This window comes from Salinisphaera sp. G21_0 (genome assembly GCF_017744115.1).
Taxonomy (GTDB): domain Bacteria; phylum Pseudomonadota; class Gammaproteobacteria; order Pseudomonadales; family Endozoicomonadaceae; genus Endozoicomonas.
Window position 1 is genome coordinate 1 of record NZ_JAGHQW010000225.1, and the last position, 679, is coordinate 679.

Consider the following 679-nt stretch of genomic DNA (forward strand, 5'->3'; position numbering starts at 1 on the left):
AAAGACCAATTTAATGCCCAGGATATCACCAACCTGCTGTGGGCCATGGCGAAACTGGTGGACAACCAACAGGCGAGAACACAAGGGCTCAAAGAGGCCGTGGCCGTACTGTTGCCCCATGTGAACGCACAGAAAGACCAATTTAAGGCCCAGGGCATCGCCAACCTGCTGTGGGCCGTGGCGAAACTGGTGGACAACGGGCAGGAGCAGACTCCAGAACTCAACCAGGCCGTGGCCGCGCTGCTGTCCCACGTGAACGCACAGAAAGACCAATTTAATGCCCAGGGTATCGCCAACCTGCTGTGGGCCATGGCGAAACTGGTGGACAACGGGCAGGAGCAGACACCAGAATTCAACGAGGCCGTGGCGGCGCTGTTGCCCCACGTAAACGTAAAGAAAGACCAATTTAATGCCCAGGATATCGCCAACCTGCTGTGGGCCATAGCGAAACTGGTGGACAGTGGGCAGGAGCAGACACCAGGGCTCAACGAGGCCGTGGCCGCACTGTTGCCCCACGTGATCGCACAGAAAGACCAATTTAATGCCCAGGGAATCGCCAACCTGCTGTGGGCCATAGCAAAACTGGTGGACAACAGACAGGAGCGGACACCAGAACTCAACGTGACTGTGGCCGCACTGTTGCCCAACGTGAAGGCACAGAAAGACCAATTTAATGCCC

1 protein-coding gene is annotated in these 679 nt (G+C 56.8%); it reads left to right on the forward strand.

What is annotated here, in order from left to right:
* A partial coding sequence (locus J7439_RS25770) for a DUF1601 domain-containing protein (RefSeq protein ID WP_209204915.1) occupies positions 1-679 on the forward strand: 679 nt, incomplete at both ends.